Raw genomic sequence first — 19,068 nt, forward strand, 5'->3', positions numbered from 1 at the left:
CCTCTTTTTACTTATTAATGAATCATTGTCTACATGCGCCAATGCCGTTACCGGCTGAGTTGCTTGCTGTATAACGTCGTCTCGCTTAAATAACGCTGTTAGCATGGTACGCTGTTGGGTAAAATTTGCCCCTTTTTCGATGAAAATGACGCCTGCTGTCAAGGCAGGCGTGGCACGGCTAATAAAGGACTCCGATATGGGTAGGGCGTTTCAAAACCGTAAAGAATCGATGGCTAAAACGGCCGACGCAAAAACCAAGGTTTACAGCAAATACGGGCGTGAAATTTACGTTGTTGCAAAAGCAGGCGGCTCCGACCCGAACGGTAACCTTGCCCTGCGCGGTTTAATAGAGCGTGCGAAAAGAGATCAGGTTCCCTCGCACGTTATTGATAAAGCGCTAGACAAGGCCAGCGGCGCAGGTGGCGAAGACTTCTCTCCAGCACGCTACGAAGGCTTTGGCCCCGGTAACGCCATGGTGATTGTCGACTGCTTAACCGATAACCCTAACCGCACCTTTGGCGATGTACGCGGTTGCTTTACCAAAACGAAAAGCAAGATTGGCACCCCCGGCAGCGTTAGCCACATGTTCGATCACTGCGCGATTTTTGCGTTTGTCGGCCAGGAAGAAGAGGCGGTGCTTGAAGCTCTAATGGAAGCCGATGTTGATGTGACCGACATTGAGCAGGAAGAAGCGCGTATTACGGTTTATGCGCCACACACCGAATATTCTAAAGCCAAGCAAGCCCTGCTGAATGCGTTCGGTGAGCTCGATTTTGAAATTGATGAAATTCAGTTTCTGCCGCAAAACACCACGCCGCTCGAAGGCGATGACGTGGCGCTATTTGAAAAATTTGTGGGCATGCTCACCGATCTGGACGATGTACAAAACGTCTTTCATAGCGCAGAGCTACCCGAAGAGACAGCGTAAATAGCACGCTCGGTACGTTTAAAGTGGCCGTCAGCGTATTGCTGACGGCCAACGCCGCATGACCACCCAGCGCAGCATTCGGTGACAACAGCGCGGGGTTAATACCGGCATCGCTCAGCACCTGCTTCCCCTGCACGGTTAGGTCGGTAATAAACAAAAACTGCTGCCACACCTCACTGCCTCGGCAATACACCGCCAAACGCTGTCGCTCTGTATGGACAGACGCTTGATAAGTAGGCGCCATCAAACAACGAACGCTCTGAGGTTTACGGTCAATACATTCAACAAGAACAAGGTTAGTATCTTGAGGATAAATCTCTGCGGAGCTATTCGAACTTATCGACTAAAATGACATCTTCAGAGATAACCATTATCCGCAACCATTTCATGTTACGCAGGAGGCGACCATGAGTATTGTTCATGTTAGCGAGGCAGAGCTCTACGCCAAGCTTGAAAAATGCATGTCGGGAGAGCGCGTTCTTATTGACCAGGCTGGCAACCGGTTTAGTGCGCGCATTCAGCTCGCCCGCAAAATGGATGCAACGGTCATTCCCGAACAGCAGCTACACAAAAGTCACGATGATCCTGATGAGGTGGATAGCATCACCGTGCCTTATGAGCATATCTGGGAGCTTGAAATCAAGGGCGTCGTGTATAGCCGTTTAGCAGAATAACCACCTTGCTCTACCAGCACCTCCTTGTGGGCAGTGCTGGTAAAGATCACACGTAAACGCTTTTAGAACGTTAAACAAATTTTTCCTAGATGCTTGCCTGCCTCCTGGTAGCGAAAAGCCTCCGCAATCTCGGCTAATGCAAACTCCCGATCAATAATGGGGCGCATATCGTTAGCCTCAATAGCCTTGATCATCTCTATCTGATGGCGACGACTGCCCACAATCAGGCCCTCCAAACGCGCCTGCTTCGCCATTAGCTTCGCAGTTGGAATGTCGCCCTGGCGGCCTGTCAGCACACCAATCAATGAGATATGCCCACCAATTTTGATCGCTTCGATAGATTGCGGTAGCGTTCCAGGCCCGCCTACTTCGACAATATGATCAACGCCTTGACCATCCGTCAGCTCATTAACCTGCTTGCCCCATTCAGGGGTTTCCTTGTAGTTAATCGTATGGGTAGCGCCCAATTCACGTAACCGCTCGCATTTCGCGTTGGAAGATGACGTCGCGATAACGTGGGCGCCCATCATGCGTGCAAACTGCAACGCAAATATGGATACACCGCCAGAGCCCAGCACCAAAACCGTATCACCTGCTTTCAAGCCGCCATCCACCACAAGTGCACGCCATGCCGTTAACCCTGCGGTAGTGAGCGTTGCCGACTCAGCATGGCTATACCCCTTCGGCTGATGGGTAAACCACTGTGCCGGGCGAACCACCTGTTCACAGGCATAGCCATCAACACCATCGCCAGGCGTTGTCGTAAAATCCGCAATGCGTGCAGGGCCTTCCAACCAGTAGGGGAAGAACGTCGATACCACGCGATCACCCACTGAAAACTCGGATACTCCCTCACCGACCTCTTCAACAATGCCCGCCCCATCCGACATGGGAATACGGCCGTCAGCGGTCGGCATTATGCCCGCCACGACGCCGTAGTCATGGAAATTCAGCGAGCTTGCATGAATGCGTACGCGAATCTCGCCCGCTGCAGGTGCGCCAGGCGCCGTGGCATCCTGCACATTAAGTTTATCCAGCCCGCCTGGGGCCTGTAGCGTTACCACTTGCATTGTCGATCTCCTAGGTTAGCTGTCATCTGGAATACGTTAGCAGAGGATCAGAAACATCACATATCGACCCCAAGAAAGCCGCCCGACTGGCGCTTCCATAGCCCCGCATAAATGCCGTCTTGAGCGAGCAACTCAGTATGCGTGCCGCTTTCTACAATACGCCCCTGCTCGACCACGATCAGTCGATCAAGCATTGCAATGGTAGAGAGACGATGGGCAATAGCAATAACCGTTTTACCTTCCATTAACGTATCCAACTGCTCTTGAATGGCGGCTTCCACTTCAGAGTCCAGCGCCGACGTGGCTTCATCCAATACCAAAATAGGCGCGTTTTTCAACAGCACGCGCGCGATGGCAATACGTTGGCGCTGGCCGCCCGACAGCTTAACGCCGCGCTCGCCCACATGTGCGTCTAACCCACGACGCCCCTGAGGGTCCACCAGGTCGTTAATGAACGCATCCGCATGGGCACGGCATACGGCGGCCCATACCGCTTCATCATCTGCCTGTGGGGTGCCGTAACGAATGTTATCGCGCAGTGAACGGTGCAAAAGCGAGGTATCCTGGGTCACCATGCCAATCTGGTGACGCAACGAGGTTTGCGTGACCTGAGCGATGTCCTGATCATCGATAAGAATGCGCCCGCCCTGAACATCATAAAAACGCAGCAGCAGGTTAGCGAGGGTCGATTTACCCGCGCCTGAACGACCAATCAGGCCAATTTTCTCACCGGGGGCGATTGTCAGGTTCAACCCATCAAACACAGTTCGGCTTTCGCCTTTGGCCTGCTCGTAGCCAAAGCGCAGCGCGTCAAAATGAATTTTACCCGCTGGTACATGGAGGGCGGGCGCATTGGGCACATCACTGATGGTCGGTTCGCGAGCAATAGTGTTCATGCCATCCTGTACCGTACCAATATTTTCAAACAAGCCCGCCACTTCCCATAAAATCCAGTCAGACATAAAGCGAATGCGCATCACCAGCGCAATCGCGATGGTTAATACGCCTAGCGAAATGGCGTCGTAATACCAGGTGCTAATCGCCATACCTGCCGTGCCTACCAGCAGCGCGGTATTTAGTAGCGTTAGGCTGACACTCATAATGGTGACCAGACGCATCTGCCGGTGCACAGTTTCCATGAACCCTTCCATGGCATCACGTGCATAGCGCTGCTCACGCTCGGTATCCGCAAATAGCTTTATGGTTTGAATATTGCTGTAGCTGTCGACCACGCGCCCAGTCATCTGCGCGCGGGCATCGGCCTGCGCCATGGACACATCACGCAGCCGAGGAACAAAAAAGCGCATGATGGCCAGATACCCAACAAGCCAAAGCCCCAAAGGGAGCAATAGCCACAAATCGGCCCGCCCCAACAAAATCGCCGCACCGGTGAAATACACAATGGCATAGACCAAAAGACCCATCACCTTGGTGACCGTTTCGCGGATCGCCAGGGCGGTTTGCATCACTTTTTGGGACACCCGCCCGGCAAACTCGTCCTGATAAAAAGCCAGGCTTTGATTGAGCATATGACGATGCGAGAGCCAACGGCCAATCATCGGGTAATTGCCGAAGATACTTTGATGAGTAACCAACGATTGAGCCAGCACCAGCAGCGGCAGCCCCACAAGCATCAACACACCTACCCCGGTCAACCAAAGGCCATTCGCAGCCCAAAAGCCTTCACGCTCTACATTGCCCAGCCAATCAACCAGTTGTCCCATGTAGTTAAAGAAAACCACCTCCGCAGATGACACCAGCGCAGTAAATAGCGTCATGGCAATCAGCAACGGCAATACCGGGCGCGAGAAGTGCTTGATGAAGGGCAACAGGCCTTTAGGCGGTGTTTGAACCTCCTCCATGGGGTAAGGATCTACGCGCGTTTCAAAGTAACGAAATAGCGGCTGCAGCATACGAGAAAACATGAACGTTCCTTACGTTACTTATCGATCATTAGTAGGGTTAGATGCCTGATGCCGTAAAAGCCAGCGAGCCCAAAATGGCGCAAAAACCATCAACGTTACCATGCGAAGAAGGTGGTGAAATGCGACGAATACCGGGTCAATATTAAGCGCCACCGCCAAAATGGCCATCTCACCAACCCCGCCGGGTGCCAGCGCCAGCAGAGCGACATCACGGCCAACGCCCACAAACTGATGAATCAATTCGGCAAACAAGGCCAACACCATAAGCGCCAACAGCGTGGCAATGCCTGACTGCCATAAATAGCGCCCCCACAACCGTCGCGTCATGCCTTTAAAACGAGAACCGATTGCGCTGCCCAATACCCAAAGCATCAGGTTCATTCCCCAGTCAGGCAAGCGAAGACTGGCAATATCAAACCCTGAAAGCAGCGCAGCGGTAAGCAGCGGTACCAATAAGGCGGGGGTAGGAAAACGTAGCCAGCGCCCGAGCGGCAGTAGCAGAGGAATAAGCAATAGCATCCAGGCATGTTCAAACTCATTGGCCCGCAACGCCATGCCACCCTCCCCGCCCTCGTAGGCCCAAAAAAGAGGAGGTAACACTAAAATCACCAAAATCACGCGAAGCGATTGGGCAATAGCAATACGCGGAGGGTCGCCGCCACATTTGTCGCCCAGGATAATCATCGCGGTCATGGCGCCGGGAGCGGCGGCAAACCAAGCGCTGACGGAATCAAACCCACAGCGCCGATACCAGGCCGAAGCCACCACCGTGGAGGCGCTAATGCCCGCTAGCAATAGCACAGCTGATATTGGCCAGTCGACCACCCGCTGAGCGAGCTCCGGTGTCACCTGGCTGCCTAACACCAACCCCATAACAGCGAGAAAAACATTGCGCAGGCGCTCCGGCACTACAACGTTAACGCCCCGAGAGGAAACCAGCAGATTGGCAACCAGAGGACCAAGCATCCAGGCAAGCGGTAAACCGGTAAGTTGAAAAATCGTGCCACCTATCGCGCCAACGATGAGCGACGTTAACAGTCCTTTTGCACTTCTTGTACTTACAACACCTTTCACACCAGCCCTCGCTACCGCAACCTATCCCAGCGGGTTGGTTTGTTAACCCGCTAAATATGCGGCAGTTTATCACTGCCGATGCACATTGAGGGGTCAGTAGGGCTGGGGAATCTCGCCGTCATCCTCGTCATCGCGCATCCGCGCCTGACGCTCAGCCTCTTCTTCCTTGGCATCATCGATCACTTCCATCAACTCATCGACATTGGCGATATGGGTGTCGAAGTCGAAGTGGCCGGTCAACTTACTCTCTGGATGCAGCTCGCCTGCCTCATAAAGCGCCCACATCTCTTTGCCATAGTGGGTCTTTAGCAATTCAGGCGCATAGTGGCCAAAGTAGGCGCGCATGTTATTAACGTCACGCTCTAGCATGGCAGCGGCGCTATTGTTACCAGCAGCATCCACGGCCTGGGGCAGGTCAATAATGACTGGCCCCTCGGCATCTACCAGCACGTTAAATTCCGACAAGTCACCGTGGATCAGGCCAGCGCAGAGCATGCGCACCACATCCTTGATGACTTTATCGTGATAGCGCAGCGCTTGCTCGTGGGTCAGTGTTACGTCATCCAGGCGTGGCGCAACAGTGCCCTCGGCATCGGTAATCATCTCCATGAGCAGCACACCATCCACAAAACCGAAAGGCTTGGGTACGCGTACATCAGCTGCGGCAAGGCGATAGAGCGCGTCTACTTCCGCAGTTAGCCACGCTTGCTCCTGCTCTTTTTGACCATAGCGGGTCTTCTTCGCCATGGCCCGGGCACGCCGGCTATTACGCTCTTTACGCCCTTCCTGGTACTGTACCGCCTGCTTAAAGCTGCGCTGTTTAGCCTCTTTAAATACCTTGGCACAGCGTACCTCTTCGCCACAGCGCACCACGTAAACCTGTGCTTCCTTGCCGCTCATCAACTGCGTCAGCACCTCATCGATCAGGCCGTCATCGACCAGGGGCTGTAATCGTTTGGGTGTTTTCATGGCTAGCTGCAATGGCTCCTATAGAAGTAGAAACAGTTAGAAGTAGGGACAGTTTCTGGCACTCAGTAGCGAATGCGACGCACACGAAAGGCGCGTCCTTTTAGTTTGTCACGTTCGAGTTTGGCCTGAGCTTTTTGAACAGCGCTGCGCTCAACCGCGACATAAGCACTGCGGGCCAACACTTTAATTTTACCGACCTGATCACCGCGCAGCCCGCCCTCGCTGGTCAGGGCACCCAAAATATCGCCTGGCCGCAGTTTATCCTTTTTACCACCGGCTAATTGCAGCGTCGCCATGGGAGGTTCAAAGGGGGCTGTTTGTGTGGCTTTAGGAAGCGCTTCCGTAGTGAGCTGCTCGCTCAGAAGCTCTGCCAAGCGCCCCAGGCGATAGGTTTCTTGAGGGGTTACCAGTGTACAGGCAATGCCACTGGCGCCAGCCCGCCCGGTACGCCCTACGCGGTGGACATGGACCTCTAGCTCACGGGCAATTTGATAGTTAAACACCGCATCCAATTGCGCAATATCCAGGCCACGTGCCGCCACGTCGGTGGCCACCAGGATTGACGCACTTTGGTTGGCAAAGAGTATCAAAATACGATCACGGTCTTTTTGCTCTAAATCACCGTGCAGCGCCACCGCGCTAAAACCGGCATCCACTAGGCTATCGGCTACCGTCTGGGTTTCGCGCTTGGTGTTGCAAAACACCACGCTGGTCGTCGGACGGTTGACCAGCAACAGCTGTTTAAGCGCACCAAAGCGGGCATCTTCACTAGGCACTTCATAGAAGTGCTGATCAATGGTAGTGGCGTCATGCACCTCAGCCACTTTAACGCTGACAGGATCCATCATGACGCCGCGCGTCATGGCCGCCAAGCCACCGGACTCCTGTTCATCAGGGAAGGTAGCGCTAAATAGCAGCGTCTGGCGATCCGCCGGGGTTTCCGCAATGATCGCGTCCAATGATGCCTGAAAGCCCATATCGAGCATGCGATCCGCCTCGTCCAGCACAAGTGTGCTTAGCGAACCCAGCGTCAACGAACCTTTACGCAGATGCTCTTCAATACGCCCCGGGGTACCAACAACAATATGCGCGCCATGCTCAAGCGAGCCTAACTGTGGCCCAAACGGCGCTCCGCCACACAGTGTTAATACTTTAACGTTAGCCATGGCCCGCGCCAAACGGCGCAGCTCTTCGGCTACCTGATCAGCAAGCTCACGAGTGGGGCAAAGTACCAGCCCCTGTACAGAAAATACTTCAACCCGTAGTTCAGCGAGTAGCGCCAAACCAAACGCCGCTGTTTTGCCCGAGCCTGTTTTGGCCTGTGCCAGCACATCCCGCCCGGCCAGCATAGGCGGCAGGCTTTGCGCCTGAACAGGCGTCATCTGGTGATAACCCAGCGACTCAAGGTTAGTAAGCAGCGTGGCCGGTAAGGCGAGCGACGAGAAGGAGGCGTCTGACACAATAAAACCTGCAGGGCCGTTTAACGGCCAGTAAAAGAGGTAACTAATACGGATACACTTTAATGTGAAGCACCATACCAGAAAGTGCCTGCCCCTGCGTGCATCTCATACCGCCAGTGGCGCAAGCTCAGCCTTACAAAGGGTTGCCAGGTCATTGGGCGCCAGCTCAATTTCAAGCCCGCGCCGCCCGGCGCTGACAAAAATAGTGGCAAAGCCCGCAGCCGACGCATCAATATAGGTTGCCAGGCGTTTTTTCTGCCCCAAGGGGCTTACCCCACCCAACACGTAACCAGTGGCACGCTCGACCTCGGCAGGCACCCCCATGACGGCTTTTTTAGCCCCAGCGGCCTTGGCAATCTGCTTTAGGCCCAACTGATGAGTGACCGGCACGATCCCCACAGCAAGCGTCTTGCCGTCCAGCGTTACTACCAGGGTCTTGAATACTTGCTCGACGGCCACCCCCAGTTTTTCAGCGGCTTCCAAGCCGTAAGACTCCGCCGCTACATCGTGCTGATACTCATGAATTTCAAACGGTATACCCGCTTTTTTGGCCGTATTAATGGCTGGTGTCATGACGCTCTCTTGATGTTTAGTAAAGTTGGGCAGCCCTTGTGGCGCGCTCTGGAAAGCCTATTCCTGCCTGCTACGCTAAATAGCGTAAGCGCTAAAGGGAAGTCAACCTAAAGGAGCCTTAATTATGCCAGCCACATCGAAAGCCCAGCAAAAAGCCGCAGGCGCTGCCCTTTCCGCCAAACGTGGAGAAATCAAGCCCAGTGAGCTTTATGATGCTTCCAGGGATATGTACAACTCAATGAGCGAAGAGGAGCTTGAGGAGATGGCAAGCACCGAGCGCAAAGGCAAACCAGAGAAGAAAGACGATTAACTGCGCTTGTAGTGCTCCGCTTTTACATCATAACGCCCGCTTCATTAAGCAGGCGTTATGATGAACACTAACGAAAGTGACAGTGCTATTCCCCCCGGTTTACGTGGCCACCAGGGTAATGCTGGTGACGGGGCGCAAATTACGCTGCAAGCAGTGCTGTTCAACGCTCTCTACAATCTCTTCAGCATCATCGATCTGTTGCTTGTCGAGCTGGATATCCACCATCAGAAAGCTGCCCACCTGCGCCAGGCGCACATCGTCACTGGCGATATCAAACTCGGCGATCTCTTCCACCATGTCCTGGCGAATGCTGCCCATGGGTTCGCCAAACATTAGTTCGCGAAGCGCTCCACGCACCATGCGGATAGGCATGGGTAAAAAGTAGCCTGCAATGATCAGCACCATTACCGGGTCAGCCAACCGCGCATAACTTGCCCAGGGCGTTAACGTGAGTCCCCAGGTAAGTGCAAAACCAAGCATTACCGCCGCGCTTAACCAGGTATCCATTTGCCACTGACGCAGCTCAGCCGCCAATAAGGAGGAGCGAGCAATACGGGCATAGCGCTTTAGCCACCACCAGGTCAACAAACAGCCGCTCACGTTAGCGACACCAAATAACAAGGCCAAATCAAGTGTCACCAAGCGTCCGCCCTGCGCCAGGCTCCACATGGCTGACACTAAAGAGAACAGACACACCAGCGCAATCACCACGCCTTTGAGCAACACCGCTAGCGGCTCTACCGTTAGCCGCCCAAAGGGGTAGTGATCATCCGCGGGTTTGCGGGCATGCTGTAACGCAAGCAGTGAGAGCGAAGCCAGAACAAGGCTTAACAGTGAATATCCGCTATCGAATAAAATCGTGATAGAGCCACTGGCTAATCCCAAGACCAAGCCAGACAGCGCAAAAAAGCTTGCTGAAATAGCTGAAAATCTTAGCGCACGGCGCTCAGCAATAAAGGGGGTCACGCAGAAAACTCCGTTCTGATTTAGCAGTATTGTAGGAAATCGTGCTGCATGGTAAAGGGTGTACTAACGTTTAACGAATCACTCAGCGCTAAAAAAAATAGCACTCAACCACGAGACTCCGTATGCGAGCTGAACAAGTCCAGGCATTTGTTGAAGTTACTGAGCACGGCTCATTTGCCGCCGCTGCGCGGCAGTCAGGTATAAAGCGCGGTACGCTAAGTGCGGCGGTCCATGCGCTGGAAGATAGCCTGGGGGTGGCACTGTTTGAACGCTCGGGAAATAGCCTGACACTAACTGCCGTAGGTGAAAGCGTACTCCCCGACTGTTACCGGCTACTGACAAGCGCCAGCCGAATCAAAAAGCATTGCCACCAACATCTGCAAGGGGTCGAAAACCAGCTGTGCATTGCCCGCGATGATGCGCTTCCTGAGCGGTTCTGGCACCAGGTCATGCACGATTTAAAGCAGCAGTTCCCGCTGACCGCGGTATCGGTTTATCTTGTTCCACCGCAGGAGCACAGCCAATTTATTCTGCGCCAAACTGTCGATATTGCGTTTGGGCTTTATACCGCCGAAGGCGTTGCCCCCCACGCAGCCAACCTGGCACCTGTGAGTATGCGCTTAGTGGCCTCTCCACAGCACCCACTGAGTCGGCTCCCCAGCGTCAATCGCGATGATCTCGCCCAATACACGCAAGTCTGCTTAACCCACATTCAGGACGACAAACTGGTCAGCGAAGCGCTTTTTTCCGCTAACTACCTGGGCTTCACCATGTTTGAGGTGATCCGAGATGCGGTAATAAACGGCACGGGATGGGCACTACTTCCTCACCCGCTGGTTAAAGAAGCATTGGAAAGTGATCAGCTCTGCTCACTGAATCACGACCTTGCCCTGGAAAGCCACTATTACCGCTATGTAGAGAGTGAAAACCTGGGCGTAGTGGCCACCGCACTCCTTAACAAAGTGGCGCGTTTTCTAGGCAATGCGCAGTAGTGGTCACTTCGCTGAAATGCAGGAGTGGTCACTTCGGTGAAATATAGCAGTGGAAAAAAGTGCAATATCCTTCCACGCTATAAAAAAGTGCCTCACAAGGAGATTTAAAGACACGCCAGAGGAACGACACAGGCAAGTGTCATCTAGGCGTAAGATGTAGCTGCCAGTGTCGATGTTGCCGTCAACCAAGGAGCTATCGCCCGATGGTAAGACTCGATAAGAAAGCGACAAGGCTTTATGTCCTGGACACCAATGTCCTAATCCATGACCCCACAGCGCTCTACCACTTTGAAGAGCATGACGTGGTTATCCCCATGACGGTTCTTGAGGAACTGGATAAGCATAAAAACGGAATTCGTGAGATTGCCCGTACGGCACGTCAAGTTAGCCGTACGCTCTCTGACCTTACCAACCAGGTTACTTTTGACGAGATTCAACGCGGCATCCCCATCCCACGTATTAGCGGCGAATCTGGACGCCTGCACTTTCTCTGCTTCAACGATTTAAAGCCCTTCGACTCGATGGACGACAGTCAGGATAACCGTATTCTGGCGGAAACCTGTCGGCTACGCGATGAGCGCCCCGATGCCTCGGTCATTCTAATTACCAAAGATATCAACCTGCGCGTAAAGGCGGCCGCGCTAAAAGTCCCTGTGGAGGATTACTTTAACGATCGGGCATTCTCAGACAGCGATGCCATGATTGAGGGTGCCCAAGTATACGCATCGGCGGGACACAACGGCGGGGCGCTTTGGGAAGCGCTGAATGTTGATGTCAGCGTTGAGCGGGTGGAGCATCAAACGTTTTATCAATTAAGTGGCGACATGCCCCGTCACTGGCACTTGGGAATGCTTGTCTCCGACAGCGAGAATGGCGCTGAGTTTGAGGCCATTATTCGTGAGCTGTCGCCCTCATCAGCACGGTTACAGCTGTTGACCAACTACCGCCACCACGCTGGAGTGTGGGGCGTTCACGCCCATGATAGCCGTCAAAACTTTACCCTGAACCTGCTGATGGACCCGGACATTGATCTGGTCACCATTGCCGGTAACGCGGGCACGGGTAAGACCTTTATGACGCTGGCCGCCGCTTTCCAGCAAACCCTGGATGCCAAGCAGTTTGAGCGCATCGTGTTTACCCGCGCACCTATTCCGATGGGCGAGGACATTGGTTTTTTGCCCGGTACCGAGGAGGAGAAGATGTCACCGTGGATGGGTGCCTTCCACGACAATATGGATAACCTGCTGCGCAATGACGAAGGAGAGTCGACCTGGGATAATGGCGCAACACGGCAACTGATTGGCTCACGCGTACAGATTCGCTCGCCAGGCTTTATGCGAGGGCGCACCTTAAACGACACCTTTTTGATTATCGACGAGGCACAAAACTTTACACCCAAACAGCTTAAATCACTGGTTACCCGTGCCGGGCGTAATACCAAAATTGTCTGTTTAGGCAACGTGGGGCAAATCGATACGCCCTATCTAACCGCCAATACCTGCGGCATGGCGGCCGTGGTTGAGCGCTTCCGTGACTGGCCACACGCCGGGCATATTACCCTCAAAAGCGTTGAGCGTTCGCGCCTGGCGCTGGCGGCTGAAGAGCTTTTGTAAAAAGGCTGTTCTAAAAAGGGCTTTTACCGCGAGGGTAACCGCCTAATACGTAAACGTACGGTAAAACCGCCAGCTCGCTACTGGCGGTTTTTTTCTTTATCGCCGTTCCAAGGGTTCTCAACCCCCAGCGTATCGGCGGCAAAGGCTTCGCGCTCACCTAATGGGCGCTCTTCACCAATAGTGGTGTCTTTATAGGTCTGGCGCTCCATTTCACTGTTCACTTCTGCACCTAGCAGTACCACAAACGCAGACAGCCAAAACCACATCATCAGTACAACCACGGCGCCCAATGACCCATAAAGCTCACTGAAGCTTGAAAAGTAGCGGACATAAAGTGAAAGCCCGCCTGACCCAAGTAACCATAAAGTGGTCGCCAGCAGCGTGCCATAGCTTAACCAGCGCCATTGTGCGGCACGCCGATAAGGCGCAAACCGGTACAGCAGGGCAATTAAAAAGCTCATGATGATCAACAAGGCAGGCCAACGCAGCCACTTAAATACTTGATCGAAAGGATCATCCACCGCTAAGGCATCGACCAACACAGGCACAATCGCAATAAAGCCAAGCGATACCAGCGTCATGCCAATCAGGCCAAACGTCAGTAGCACCAACACAACACCGCGAAGAAAGAAGTTACGCCGCTCCTTTTCGCCATAAACCACATTCAGCCCTACCACGAGCACTCCCACGCTTTTGGAAGCGATATACATGGCGACCAACAGCCCTAAAAGCACCGCCATTACGTTGCCAGATTCGGCACTCTCAACCACTGTCTGGGTTTGCTGATCAATAAGGCTTGCCGCATCCGGGGGCATAAAACGGCTTAGTTCATAAAGCTGCCGCCCTGCTTCCACCGGATCAAACAGCAATCCCCACAGCGATATTACCGCTGCAATGGTAGGAAATAGTGCCAGCAACGCGTAAAACGCGACACCAGCCGCCAACATGGTAAGGCGGTCACGCTTAGCGGCGCGCAACACCCGCCATACAACATCAAACCACCCATAACGTGGAATCTCATCGGGCTTTTTGGCACGTCTCCCTCGGTGGTTCTGTGAACTCTCGTGGCTCATGGCGACCCTTCCCAGATTAATAACAGTGCCAAAACAATGGCTAACGCCATCATCAAGCCGCTCGTATGGTGGCGCATCCAGCTTTCCATAGCCGTTAGTTGAGTTAAGCGCGCCATCATCCGCTTTTCAATGGCCAGAGCAATACCCACAGACGCTGCTTTAACATCGCCACACCACTGCCCAGCAGAGCGAACCCCTACCAAGGCATTTTGAACGAGCCACGCATAAGGCCACCATAAGTCGCCTGCAGGCAGGGGGCGTATACGCCAATGGCGCGTTAACCACCACCCCGCCCACGTTAACACGATGCCTACGGGCAGTGGCCACATCAGGCTAAACCACTCTTTCAACGGGGGGATTTCCGCACTCCCTTGAGGAAGCGGTAGCCATATCGGCGTCACAAGAGCGGCCGTTAATGCAGCAAGCCAGGCGCCCCACTGACCAGGATGACTGCCACCGGTGCTGCGCTGCTGCCACTGCCGCCTGAGACTGACACTCACCAACGCAGAGGTGCCAATTGCCGCCCAGGTTAACAGCGCGACCAGTTGCTCATGATGCATCTCATACAGCGCGCTTTTGACGCCCCATTTGCTGACGAGCCCAGCGCCAAAGGCGCCGGTAAGCGACAAGGCAGGCAGCGCCAGCAGCACCCAGACAAGCGCCAACGGCCACCGAGGTAAATGCTCACTAACACTGGTCCCCATAAATAGCGCGCCTTTGGCCAGCGCGTGGTGAGCCGCAAAGAGAACCACGCCCGGCAGCAACAAGGGCCACACCTCGGGTGCAGCCAATCCCATAGCGACCATGGCGGTCAGCATGCCCATTTGGCTGATGCTGGAGTAAGCCAATACGGCCTTGGGATGCCTCTGCCACACCCCATACAGCGCCGCGCCAAAGGCAGCGGCCAAACCAGCGATCACCATGATGTCGCCAAGCCGGGTGAGCGCACCGGAAAGCGAGGTTTCCCCCAAGGGTAATACGTAGATCCAGCCAAGCAGCCCGGCCTTGATCATCGCGCCGCTTAGCACCGCGCTGGCCGGAGCGGGGGCCGCCGGATGCGCAAGCGGTAGCCACACGTGTAAGCCGATAACGCCTGCCTTCACGCCCAGCCCAAGCCATAGCAAGCACGCCATTAAGGCACCATACTCAGCCGTGGCGATTCCCTCACGTACGCCTGCCAGCAGTACGGTTTCCGCACTACCGGCCGCCCACAGCAAGCCTCCCAGAATCAATCCTTCGCCTACCACCGCGAGAATCAAATAGGCCCTCGCCCCCAGTTTCGCTTCAGGCGTACCGTTATGGACGACCAGGCCATAGGCGGCAAATGTCATCAGCGCAAAGCCCAGGTAAAAAGTGGCAATATCCTGGGCGATAATCAAAAGTACGTTACCGACAAACGTCAATGGCCATAACAGAGCCAAGCGCAACAATCGGCGTTCAGCGGCACGGTCGTCTGCTTGAGCGCTGGCCTGCTCCTTGGCAAAATATCCACGCGCATGAATCGCTGCGAAGCACCAAAGCAGCGCGGTGAACGCAAGCCACGGGCGGCTCAGTGCGTTAAGCGACCAGTGCCCGCCCAGCATCCAGGCATCTATCACCCACTGGGCTTCCCCTATATACGCCAACAGTAGTGCCGGCCATGCCGCACTGAGCCAGACCCACGAGAAGTAGCGACGATGAGTAGCGGGCGTACGATAGGCCTTCCATACGCCCATCAACGACACGCAAATCGGCCAGCAAAGTGTTATCACCAAGAGTAGCGTTATCATTGCAGGTACTCCCCCTCGGCTACGCGTGTTGCCCAATCCAGTGGGCTAAACGGCAACCCGGCAAGTGCGCCAGCAGCGATACTGAGAACGGCGGTAAACACGGCAGGCCAGAGCAGCCAGCCGTGAGTCTCCCAACGCCCAAGACGCTGCTCTTTTGGCCAGCGTCCATTGCCATGGGCAGGCCCAACACGAAACCAAAGACGATGCACGATCGGCAAAAAATAAAGGGCATTTAGCGCACTGCTTGACACCAGTACCGCGACAACCCAATACATATCGGCCTGAATGGCGCCAATTCCCAAATACCATTTAGTGATAAATCCGGCCACAGGCGGTAAACCAATCATGCCAAAGGCGCCCACCGTAAAGGCCAGGCTGGTGAGTGGCATACGCTTACCCGCTCCATCCATCTCATCAATGCGGTGGATGCCCAGCTCTTCTGCATAAATACCCGCACAGAAAAATAGCGTTACCTTCATGATCCCTTGGTGCAGTAGGTGAGCAAGCGCGCCAATGGTGCCAAAAGGACCCACCAGGCTAACCCCAAGCACGATATACGACACTTGGCTGATGGTTGAAAAGGCCAGTCGCGGCTTTAACTCCTGCTGCGCGATGGCGCGTATTGAGCCGTATATAATGGTGACCGAGGCCGCCACTGCTAACACCGTCGTAACCCCAAGCTCTACGCTTAGCTCAATGCCATACAAGTCGTAAATAATTCGCAAAATGCCAAAGGCACCGGCTTTTACCACCGCGACTGCGTGCAATAGTGCGCTTACCGGTGCCGGTGCGACCATGGCCCTGGGCAGCCAACCATGCAGCGGCACCATGGCAGCCTTAACGGCAAACCCACCCACCAGAAGCGCAAATATAAACGTTAGCAGGCTGCGGTGGTCTACTAAGTAGCCCCCTAGACCGCGCTCGGAGGCGAACGAATGGTCGCCCGTTAAACTATATAAAAGCACCGCCCCCAACAGCAGTACTACGCCTGCGGTCAGGGTGTAACGTAGATAAATTCGCCCGGCATTTAAGGCTTTATCAGTGCCCGAGTGGACCACCAGCGGATAGGTGGATAGCGTCAGCATTTCGTAGAAAATCAGAAAGGTAAACAAGTTACCGGCCAGCGCAATACCCAGCGTACTGGCAACACATAAGCTAAAAAACCCAAAAAAGCGTTTACGGTTCGCGGTTCCTTCCAGATAACCAATGGCGTAAATCGTGGTGCATAGCCATAAGAGCGACGAGAGCCCAGCAAACATGACGCCCAACGCGTCAGCACGCAGTACAAAGTCGATATTACCGACCACCTGAAAGCTGAACACGGCCTCCTCGCCACGTGCTACGAGCGTTACCATTAGCGCCACTAGGCTGATTTTGATGACCGCCGCCAGCAGGTTGATACGGGTACGCATCCGTCTGGATGCTTCAGGCAGTACAAAAATAATCACCGCAGCCAGTAGCGATGCGGCCAACGCAGTCAAGGGTAGCCAAGCGACATTCATGCGTTATCTCCATGAAGAAGCTCAAGCGGAAAGTGCGCTAAAAGCCCTAACGCTAACGCCGCCATGGCTAAGCAAAGCGCAATCGCATCCATACCCGGAGCAAGCGGCTGAAAACGGTGGCGCGGGTCCTCCTCCAGGAACGAATAGCGGAAAAAGCGAAAAATATAGGCGGCGGTTAACAGTGTACCTATAAGCAATACTGCCACTGCCAGCCACTGGTGGGAGAGCACCATGGCTTGCAGGAGCAGCCATTTAGCCGTAAAGCCCGCGCTTGGTGGCAGCCCCATTAAAGTTACCGACGAAATTCCAAAAACCAACAGTGAAAGCGGTAGCCGGCGGCTGGTGCCAGCAAGCCCCTTTAGGGTCGTTTCACCGGTGACCATCATCAAATTACCGGCGGCTAAAAACATCGCGGCTTTCGCTAGCGCATGGCCTATTAACTGCAACCAGAACCCTTCCCACGCCAGCGTCTTTACCACTGATGCTACATTGGGGCCTAGCAATAAGGGGAACACCACCATCAAGTAGCCCAACTGCGCCACGGTTGATGAAGCCACCACTGTTTTGAGCGTTTCAGCACGCCAAGCAATTAAGCCACCCCATATAATGGCCAACATGCCCAGCCAGGCGATTAATCGCGGCGCCCAAAAGGTGTCCGGTAATAAAAGACTCCACAGCTGAAGCAGCACGAATAGCGATGCTTTAACCACCAGCCCAGCATGCAATACGCTCACAGGCGTCCAGGCGCTGGAATGCACCGGAGAAAGCCAAGCATGAAGCGGAAAGAGAGCAGCTTTCAAGGCAAGCCCCGCCCCTATTAGCGCCGCTGCGATCCAGACAATCGGCCCTGGCTCAATAACCTGCGCAAGCCCGACCAAATCAAGCCGCCCCCAAGTGCCCAACAGCAGCGCGACGCCCAGTAAATAGGCAAGCGACCCCACCAGCGTAAGCAACAGATACCGCATACCGGCCAACAACGCCGCGGCCTTACCTGAAAGCAGCAGCATGCCTACCGCAGCCAACCCCATGGCCTCCAGCGCAAGGTAGAGCGTGATCAAGTCAGTAGCCAGCCAAATCAACGAAAGCGCGCTGACCATAACGCCCATCAACGGCCATATCCAACGGGCCAACGGTTCGGGTGCCGAAAGCCGCAGCGAGCCTGGGGTATAAAGCGCCGCTGCCGCTGCCAGCCACTGCGTTAGCAGTAACATCAGCACGCTTACCCCGTTTAAGCGCAGCGCAACATTAACTCCCCAGGCTTCCCAGCCCCAGTGCAGTAGCCCTACTTGCTGGTAGTCGATCAATAACGATAGCCCGGCGGCCAATACAGGAACGCATGCCAACGCGATAGGCCACATTCGCTTAGGTGGCCAGAGTGCGGCTAGCCCACCGAAAACAAGCGGCAAACACACGGCGGCAGCCAATGCCCAATGGCTAGTTAAAAGCGGCTCGAATGTACTGTCTGTCAGGCCAAATCGCTCTATCATTTAGCCTTCTCCTCACGCCCGTCATCCTCTAACAGGGCCTCTTGCCCTTCAAGCTGGTAAAGCTTTCGGATCACTAATGCCCCCAGCAGTGATCCGAGCCAGGCGATCACTAGGCCCACTATAACCAGCGCCTGCCCTTGGGGAATTGCGCCTGCGACCCCGGCCAAGAGCAGAAACACACCCGACCCCAGTACGTTAAAGGCAAGCAAACGGCGCAATAAGTGGCGCTGCCAGGCAAAAGCGCCCATTGCTGTGGCCACCACCGCCACTCCGGCCAACACCAGGGGGTGCTTTGCAGGCGAGTAAGCCATTTCAGGTAGCACAAGGAAAATGGCAGCTCCGACCATCAAACACCAGGCAAGCGCTAACACAATGCGCATGATTCTATGTGTTAGTGGCGGCTCAAAATGATCGTAACGGGGTAATTTAGAAGCGCTTGAGGGAAAGATACCTAACGCGTAAAAAAAGCAGGCGACGGTTAATACCGTGCCCAATAGCCCTTCGACAGCCGCTAACCAGGGCATCCCCAGGGTTAGCCAGGCAAGCGCCATAGTGAGCGTAAAGGCAAAAAAGGCGCGACACGCACGCACCAAATGGCGGTCAAATAGGCAAACCAGCGCTGCTATCAAAAGACACAGCGCTAATACAGCCTCGATGAGGTCGACAGACGAGATTACTGCCAT

The 19,068-nt window shown here is 54.6% G+C and carries 18 protein-coding genes; 5 read left to right on the top strand and 13 right to left on the bottom strand.

Going from position 1 to position 19,068, the window contains the following annotated elements; all coding sequences use genetic code 11:
- Window positions 1–196 precede the first annotated feature (196 nt).
- Window positions 197–928, top strand: coding sequence for a YebC/PmpR family DNA-binding transcriptional regulator (locus FKN99_RS07445; RefSeq protein WP_087106400.1), 732 nt, complete (start codon window positions 197–199; stop codon window positions 926–928).
- Here FKN99_RS07445 and FKN99_RS17895 read toward each other — a convergent pair.
- Window positions 864–1,172: a hypothetical protein gene (locus FKN99_RS17895; RefSeq protein ID WP_253926992.1), complete on the bottom strand. Its 309-nt coding sequence runs from the start codon at window positions 1,170–1,172 to the stop codon at window positions 864–866. The genes FKN99_RS07445 and FKN99_RS17895 overlap by 65 nt on opposite strands.
- A 163-nt stretch (window positions 1,173–1,335) precedes the next feature.
- Here FKN99_RS17895 and FKN99_RS07455 point away from each other — a divergent pair, with 163 nt between their 5' ends.
- Entirely contained in the window at window positions 1,336–1,602 is a 267-nt protein-coding gene (locus FKN99_RS07455; protein ID WP_172117262.1) for a hypothetical protein, read from the top strand.
- A 62-nt stretch (window positions 1,603–1,664) separates the two neighbouring features.
- Here FKN99_RS07455 and FKN99_RS07460 read toward each other — a convergent pair whose 3' ends face one another.
- The 6 genes from FKN99_RS07460 to ybaK all read right to left on the bottom strand — a co-directional run bounded on the left by FKN99_RS07460 (window position 1,665) and on the right by ybaK (window position 8,673).
- Entirely contained in the window at window positions 1,665–2,672 is a 1,008-nt protein-coding gene (locus tag FKN99_RS07460; RefSeq protein ID WP_172117263.1) for a zinc-dependent alcohol dehydrogenase family protein, read from the bottom strand.
- A 56-nt stretch (window positions 2,673–2,728) separates the two neighbouring features.
- Window positions 2,729–4,597, bottom strand: a complete 1,869-nt coding sequence (locus FKN99_RS07465; RefSeq protein ID WP_172117264.1) for an ABC transporter ATP-binding protein — start codon at window positions 4,595–4,597, stop codon at window positions 2,729–2,731.
- 18 nt (window positions 4,598–4,615) lie between these two features.
- The gene (locus FKN99_RS07470; protein ID WP_172117265.1) at window positions 4,616–5,671 is read right to left on the bottom strand and encodes an AbrB family transcriptional regulator; all 1,056 of its coding nucleotides are present in this window, start codon (window positions 5,669–5,671) and stop codon (window positions 4,616–4,618) included.
- A gap of 93 nt (window positions 5,672–5,764) precedes the next feature.
- A complete protein-coding gene (locus FKN99_RS07475) occupies window positions 5,765–6,640 on the bottom strand; it encodes a PA4780 family RIO1-like protein kinase (protein ID WP_172117266.1) in 876 nt (291 codons plus the stop codon).
- 62 nt (window positions 6,641–6,702) lie between these two features.
- Window positions 6,703–8,100: an ATP-dependent RNA helicase DbpA gene (gene dbpA / locus FKN99_RS07480; RefSeq protein WP_172117267.1), complete on the bottom strand. Its 1,398-nt coding sequence runs from the start codon at window positions 8,098–8,100 to the stop codon at window positions 6,703–6,705.
- 105 nt (window positions 8,101–8,205) lie between these two features.
- On the bottom strand, window positions 8,206–8,673 hold the full coding sequence (gene ybaK, locus FKN99_RS07485; protein WP_172117268.1) for a Cys-tRNA(Pro) deacylase: 468 nt from the start codon (window positions 8,671–8,673) through the stop codon (window positions 8,206–8,208).
- A 124-nt stretch (window positions 8,674–8,797) separates the two neighbouring features.
- Here ybaK and FKN99_RS07490 point away from each other — a divergent pair, with 124 nt between their 5' ends.
- Entirely contained in the window at window positions 8,798–8,983 is a 186-nt protein-coding gene (locus FKN99_RS07490; protein WP_172117269.1) for a DUF3008 family protein, read from the top strand.
- Window positions 8,984–9,082: 99 nt separating this feature from the next.
- Here FKN99_RS07490 and FKN99_RS07495 read toward each other — a convergent pair whose 3' ends face one another.
- On the bottom strand, window positions 9,083–9,949 hold the full coding sequence (locus FKN99_RS07495) for a cation diffusion facilitator family transporter (RefSeq protein WP_172117270.1): 867 nt from the start codon (window positions 9,947–9,949) through the stop codon (window positions 9,083–9,085).
- A 122-nt stretch (window positions 9,950–10,071) separates the two neighbouring features.
- On the opposite strand from FKN99_RS07495, the gene FKN99_RS07500 reads away from it, so the two are divergent.
- Together FKN99_RS07500 and FKN99_RS07505 are read left to right on the top strand one after the other, a co-directional pair.
- On the top strand, window positions 10,072–10,941 hold the full coding sequence (locus tag FKN99_RS07500; RefSeq protein ID WP_172117271.1) for a LysR family transcriptional regulator: 870 nt from the start codon (window positions 10,072–10,074) through the stop codon (window positions 10,939–10,941).
- Window positions 10,942–11,144: 203 nt separating this feature from the next.
- On the top strand, window positions 11,145–12,554 hold the full coding sequence (locus tag FKN99_RS07505; protein WP_172117272.1) for a PhoH family protein: 1,410 nt from the start codon (window positions 11,145–11,147) through the stop codon (window positions 12,552–12,554).
- 77 nt (window positions 12,555–12,631) lie between these two features.
- Here the strand turns inward: FKN99_RS07505 and FKN99_RS07510 are convergent, their stop codons facing one another.
- Genes FKN99_RS07510 through FKN99_RS07530 form a run of 5 tightly spaced genes read right to left on the bottom strand, consistent with a single transcriptional unit; the run spans window position 12,632 to window position 19,068 of the window.
- Window positions 12,632–13,627, bottom strand: a complete 996-nt coding sequence (locus FKN99_RS07510) for a YihY/virulence factor BrkB family protein (RefSeq protein WP_172117273.1) — start codon at window positions 13,625–13,627, stop codon at window positions 12,632–12,634.
- Entirely contained in the window at window positions 13,624–15,396 is a 1,773-nt protein-coding gene (locus FKN99_RS07515) for a proton-conducting transporter transmembrane domain-containing protein (protein ID WP_172117274.1), read from the bottom strand. The genes FKN99_RS07510 and FKN99_RS07515 overlap by 4 nt, the downstream gene beginning before the upstream one ends.
- Window positions 15,393–16,898 carry a complex I subunit 5 family protein gene (locus tag FKN99_RS07520; RefSeq protein WP_172117275.1) on the bottom strand — a complete coding sequence of 502 codons (1,506 nt, stop codon included), beginning with the start codon at window positions 16,896–16,898 and terminating at the stop codon, window positions 15,393–15,395. Before FKN99_RS07520 ends, FKN99_RS07515 begins: the two co-directional genes overlap by 4 nt.
- Window positions 16,895–18,385, bottom strand: coding sequence for a complex I subunit 5 family protein (locus FKN99_RS07525; protein WP_172117276.1), 1,491 nt, complete (start codon window positions 18,383–18,385; stop codon window positions 16,895–16,897). Before FKN99_RS07525 ends, FKN99_RS07520 begins: the two co-directional genes overlap by 4 nt.
- Entirely contained in the window at window positions 18,382–19,068 is a 687-nt protein-coding gene (locus tag FKN99_RS07530; RefSeq protein WP_172117277.1) for an NADH-quinone oxidoreductase subunit K, read from the bottom strand. Before FKN99_RS07530 ends, FKN99_RS07525 begins: the two co-directional genes overlap by 4 nt.

Source organism: Halomonas hibernica (assembly GCF_013183775.1).
Taxonomy (GTDB): Bacteria; Pseudomonadota; Gammaproteobacteria; order Pseudomonadales; family Halomonadaceae; genus Vreelandella; species Vreelandella citrativorans.